Genomic DNA, 5,139 nt, shown 5'->3' with positions numbered 1-5,139 from the left:
CAATCTTAAATTCTGTTGAGTAAGTTGGTTGAGTCTTCATTACTTTTACACCGTTCCATATTAAGGAGAGTTTACCTCATATCGGTGTACAGGTTTATTAAGCCACAATAAAATGGTGTTTTCTGTAGGGGAAGGGAGCAACCTTCGAAAAGTATTACCGTGTCTATTGTTGATGCTATTTTTTTGAAGAGAGTTGCTGACAGTAAAGAGTAATTTGCTAAAGAAAGCTGCGGAAACTGTTATTCAGGAAAAGTTATAATAAGTTTTAGAGTGAATTTAATCCCTAGCTCTTTAGTCGTGACTCTACAGTCAAAATATTCCGCTTTTCTAACTTGGTGTAGATACGGCTGAAGCCTTCGGTTTCAGGGATGAAACCGCAGAGCGGCCAGGGATGGCGTAAAGCGTGCTTCGGCAGTGTCTGCACATACGCTGGCCGCAGGCCATTGGAACCACAGTTGTGGAAAGTTGGTTTGAAGATTCAAGCCAAGAAGAATTAATAGGTTCACAGCTTCAGCTTTCAACTATGGATCAGTTCCAAATGGTTAGAACCACTCAAGCTGGAAGTTGCACCATAGCTACAAATGACCATGAAGCAATAGGTTCGGCGCAGCGAACCATCAATCACTGAGCCCAATCCAACCACAGTAGCCAAACCAAACCACCAAACAGGGAATAACTAAAGGCTCTCCCCTTTAGCAGAAAACACTAAAGTTGTGCGAAACTCAACGCCGTTATCATGAGGGTGGTAACCCCAGCCCATACGTTCGCAGATGCGTTCGACGATAACCAACCCTACCCCATAACCGGCATTGTAAGTTTCATTGCCATCATGACGGTTGGTGATGGTTAGCGTATGTTGCTCAACTTTAATTGCTATGTCGCCGATACTATAACTAAAGGCATTTTTAATAACGTTATTGAGTACTATGGCAATAAAGCTTGATGGGGCATTTACGGTAGCGGCATTGTCAACGCTAAAGTGATAGCTACTACCTTGGCGTGCGAAAAGTACCGCCATTTCAGTTAACTGTTTTTGTAATGCTTCTGCTAAATCAACATCGACAAAATAGCGCGGGCTGATGGACTCTTTACCCAGTAGTAAAAAGGTTTCCGTAAGAACCTGCATTTCATCGCTCGCTTGCTGTAAGCGTTTAACAGCATTGACGGCCACATGATGTTGATTAGGGATCTTCGCCAGCAGTTCGGCTGAGCCTTTTACCACGGTTATCGGTGTTCTCAATTCATGGGAGGCAAAGTGGCTAAACTCTTTTTCGCGTTGAAAAAAGCCATTAATGTCATTTTTACTATCCAGTAAAGTCTGTTCAATATTTCGGGTTTCGACAAACTTAGTGTCGACGTCGAAAGGCAGGTCATCTGGCGACATCTGAGCAATTTTTTGTTCAATAATCGTCAGTGGCTTTGACAGTGTGCGAATAAAATAGAGGCTGTATATTGTCATCAATAGACCAATTAACAGACCTAGAATTAAAATGTAGTCGTGTAAGTGTTCTTCATATTCATCAAGGTAGTCATCGGCGTCGTCTTGAAACACGACATACATTAAGCCCTTGCCGGATGGATGAGTGCTTACTATAAAGTGTTTGTCCTCTTCACCTCTGAGTTCCTCATATACGCCTGGAGAAGTATAAGCATTGAGCCACTGTGGAATGGTTTGTTCGCTCCAATAAGTTTTAAACTCATTGGTATTAGGTAGTACAGTTTTATCGCCATAAACTTTATAGTCTTGGTTATAACGATATACTTCTGTATCCAGCCAATGATTAAGGCTGATTTTTTCGATTTGGTTTTCAGCGATGTAAATCAAAGACCAGAACAGGCTGAACATGGCAAACGTCATCAACCCGAAACTCCAACGGATTTTTCGGTAGATGCTTGGAAAGTGTTTATGCTTTGAGTCGGTAACCTTGCCCATGAATAGTCTCTAATCGTGATTGCTCGAAGCCTTTATTAAGCGCAGTACGCAGCCCATATATATGGCTACGTAGTGCATCACTCGGTGGTGACTCATCTCCCCAAACTGCATCAGTGACATCTTGCCGGCTAACAATGCTAGGAGCCCGCTTTACCAGGACTTTTAATATCTTGAGTTGGATGCGGCTAAGCTTGATAGGTTGTTCTGCTCGAGTCACGATATCAGTTTGAGTATTGATATTGATATCAGCAAAAGTGAGCACACCAATATCTTGCCTTGGGCCGCGATTACTTAATGCATGTAATCTGAGGCTTAGCTCCTCCATTGCAAACGGCTTGAGCAAATAATCATCTCCACCTGCTTTAAAAGCAGCCACTTTGTCTTCAAGGCTATCTTTGGCCGTTAAAAACAATATAGGCGTATTGCAGTATAGATCTTCTCGCAGCTTACGTACCGCACTGATGCCATCAAGTTTAGGCATCATGATATCCATAATAATCACATCGTAACTATTTTCAGACAAAAGGTTGATTGCTGCTTCACCGTGATAAGCGCAGTCAATGACCATGCCTTCAAGTTCCAAATAGTCGGCGATTGTTTCGGCTAGGTTATGGCTGTCATCAACAATTAAAACTTTCATAGATTATTTTATCTTTCTTCACGATCGCTTCACGGTCATAGATTTAACATACGGCCAAATTTGATAATCATCTTACAAAATAAGGGTATTTAGATGAAAAAAATAGCTTTAGTTTCAACACTTGCTCTGATTTTAACTGCTTGTGGCGGTGGAAGCGATAGCTCTTCTGATAATGGCAACAACGGTAATGGCGGCGATAATGGTAACGGTGGCTCAGTAATCGCGCCAGCAGCTATTAAAGGCACCATTGATTCTATTGACGCAGCTAAAAGCAAAATCGTTGTAAACGGCTATAGCTATGATGTTGCTGGTGTTGTATATGGCGACACAAAACTAAATATTAACGATCTACAATCAAATATGATGGTACAGATCGGTGGCGCGCAAAAAGCTGCAGGCGTTCAGGTTCAACTTGAACCAACTATTACCGGTATTGTAACGGCTATTGATCGTGAAGCTGGTACATTTGAAGTTAACGGTATTTCGTTAACTTATAAGCTCTCTAACGAAATTGAGTTACGCGACTGGGTAATGGTGTCTTCACTACCAACAGCTACAGCTGGTTATAAAGTACTGTCTGTTGTTAAGTTTGACAACGATGATCTAATTAACCACTACGAAGTGGAAGGTCGTTTATCTAACTTAGATGAAAGTGCAAAGAGCTTTAAACTTGGTGCCGCGCTGACAGTTGACTACTCAGGCACAGAGCCTCACAACATTGAAGGCCAATTAGTTAATGGTCAATGGGTTGAAGTCGAAGGCACAATGAATCTAAATACACTTGAAGCGACGAGTGTAGAAGTTGAAGACTATAGCGATCTAACTAACGATACAGAAGTTGAAGGCATTGTGACTTGGGTTGATGCACAGCAAACAGCATTCGAGCTTAACTATCAAGGTCGCTTTGTTGTCAATGCTCAAACTAAGTTTGAAGATGGTTTTAAGTCGGACTTAAAGCAAGGTGCTTTAGTTGAAGTGACGTCTGTCAAGCAAGGTACTCAACAAGTTGCTACTGAAGTGGAATTTGATGACGATAACTCTGCAGGTGATGACAACGATAATGCCGGTAACTGGAAAGAGTTTGAAGTTGAAGGTTATGCTAGTTCAGTTAATGCTACCGATAAGAACTTTGTTATGACGATTGCGGGTAAAGCAATCACTATATATGTTGATGCTAAAACACAGTTTGAAGACGGCATTAAATTTGACACTATTAATCAACAAAGAATCGAAGTAGAAGGCGTTGTGATTAACGGTCAGAACATCGCACGTGAAATTGAAGCAGACAACGATTAATAGTTTAGTTATTTCGGCTTGTGTTTCAAATGTAAAGAGTCCTGTAAGTTAGCTTAGAGTTGATACTGGGCTAGCTAATATAAAGTGCCTTCCTTTTGTGGAAGGCATTTTTGTATCTGTAGTTCGCAGGTGTCTACATACAGCTTCATTCTCAAACATCCTGATCATCCATATGAATATATTTCGTTAGCTTCTTAAACGTGACTTAACAACCAAGCGAATACAGCTTTGTTACTCTTTACTATATAGCAATGCCGATAAACACCTTCGAACAAGTAACTTATAACTAGGGAAACTGTTTTCATAGCAAATAGAGTATTCGTTATCGATAGCTATTAGTAGGAGAAGTAATAAAGGTAGTTATGAACTCAAGAATGCTATCTTTAACTATTCTTTAGTTACATAGAGTAGTGAGCAGCATATTCGGGTATTGCTTTGTCCGCTATATAAGGTAGCTGAAAGGTCAAATGCAGAATAATAGGAGGCATTAACTTAAAATAACGGTATTAATCCACTGCTAACAGATATAAACGAGTTGCAACCGATAGACTGAAAGCTACTTAAAAACGCCGAAAATGAATAACTCTGTGGATAAGTTGTACGTTAGCTGTAGCTTATAAATGTATAAAAATTAAATGTATTTTTCTTTCAAAAAGCGCTTGCGCTCAGATCAAAACTCCCTATAATGCGCATCCACTGACACGGCACAGCAGCCTAACTACCCAGCGTTAAGCTAGATAGAACGGGACTTGCGGCGGTGTTAGAGAGATTAACTTCTACGGAATTTAGCCTCTGGTGACAAGCGGTTTAAGAGCTTCATGCAATGACTTCTGATTAAGAAATCAACGCTTGAAAAACTTCTTAAAATAAACGCTTGACGCCAACAACGGGAAGTGTAGAATACGCCTCCTCAGCCAAACGGCCTAAGCGTCTAAGGCGCTAGTTTGAAAGACACTCTTCGTAAAAGAATGTGACTTAATAGAATTAGCATCGCTCTTTAACAATATGACAAGCAAATCTGTGTGGGCACTCACAGAGATTAAGTTATTCGAAACTGTCTTACTTCTTTCTAGTAAAGAGTGAAGCAGTCAAAAATTTCTTAATGAACGAGTGTTCATAGCAATATGTAAAAGTTTGATTTCGTTTTTCCGAAACAAATCAAATCACAGAATTCATTGAGCAGGTCTTCGGACCATCAAAACTTTAATTGAAGAGTTTGATCATGGCTCAGATTGAACGCTGGCGGCAGGCCTAACACATGCAAGTCGAG

The 5,139-nt window shown here is 40.6% G+C and carries 4 protein-coding genes and 1 rRNA gene; 3 read left to right on the top strand and 2 right to left on the bottom strand.

Annotation, left to right across the window (positions count from 1 at the left end; translation table 11 throughout):
* The first annotated feature begins 457 nt into the window (after positions 1-457).
* On the top strand, positions 458-628 hold the full coding sequence (locus L2740_RS21290) for a hypothetical protein (protein ID WP_248951995.1): 171 nt from the start codon (positions 458-460) through the stop codon (positions 626-628).
* A gap of 48 nt (positions 629-676) precedes the next feature.
* Here L2740_RS21290 and L2740_RS21285 read toward each other — a convergent pair whose 3' ends face one another.
* Positions 677-1,933, bottom strand: coding sequence for a sensor histidine kinase (locus tag L2740_RS21285; RefSeq protein ID WP_248951994.1), 1,257 nt, complete (start codon positions 1,931-1,933; stop codon positions 677-679).
* Positions 1,905-2,573 carry a response regulator transcription factor gene (locus tag L2740_RS21280; protein WP_248951993.1) on the bottom strand — a complete coding sequence of 223 codons (669 nt, stop codon included), beginning with the start codon at positions 2,571-2,573 and terminating at the stop codon, positions 1,905-1,907. The genes L2740_RS21285 and L2740_RS21280 overlap by 29 nt, the downstream gene beginning before the upstream one ends.
* A gap of 93 nt (positions 2,574-2,666) precedes the next feature.
* On the opposite strand from L2740_RS21280, the gene L2740_RS21275 reads away from it, so the two are divergent.
* Together L2740_RS21275 and L2740_RS21270 are read left to right on the top strand one after the other, a co-directional pair.
* Positions 2,667-3,869 (top strand): DUF5666 domain-containing protein, encoded by a 1,203-nt coding sequence (locus L2740_RS21275; protein WP_248951992.1) that lies wholly within the window; start codon positions 2,667-2,669, stop codon positions 3,867-3,869.
* Positions 3,870-5,073: 1,204 nt separating this feature from the next.
* Positions 5,074-5,139 (top strand): 16S ribosomal RNA (locus L2740_RS21270); the annotation flags it as partial.

Source organism: Shewanella pneumatophori (genome assembly GCF_023283895.1).
GTDB classification, from domain to species: domain Bacteria; phylum Pseudomonadota; class Gammaproteobacteria; order Enterobacterales; family Shewanellaceae; genus Shewanella; species Shewanella pneumatophori.
Note: the sequence above shows the minus strand (reverse complement) of the source record. Positions and strands in the feature narration are given on the sequence as shown.

Coding starts and splice junctions, on each gene's coding strand:
- L2740_RS21275 (WP_248951992.1), top strand. CDS start 2,667: ATGAAAAAAATAGCTTTAGTTTCAACACTTGCTCTGATTTTAACTGCT.
- L2740_RS21285 (WP_248951994.1), bottom strand. CDS start 1,933: ATGGGCAAGGTTACCGACTCAAAGCATAAACACTTTCCAAGCATCTAC.
- L2740_RS21280 (WP_248951993.1), bottom strand. CDS start 2,573: ATGAAAGTTTTAATTGTTGATGACAGCCATAACCTAGCCGAAACAATC.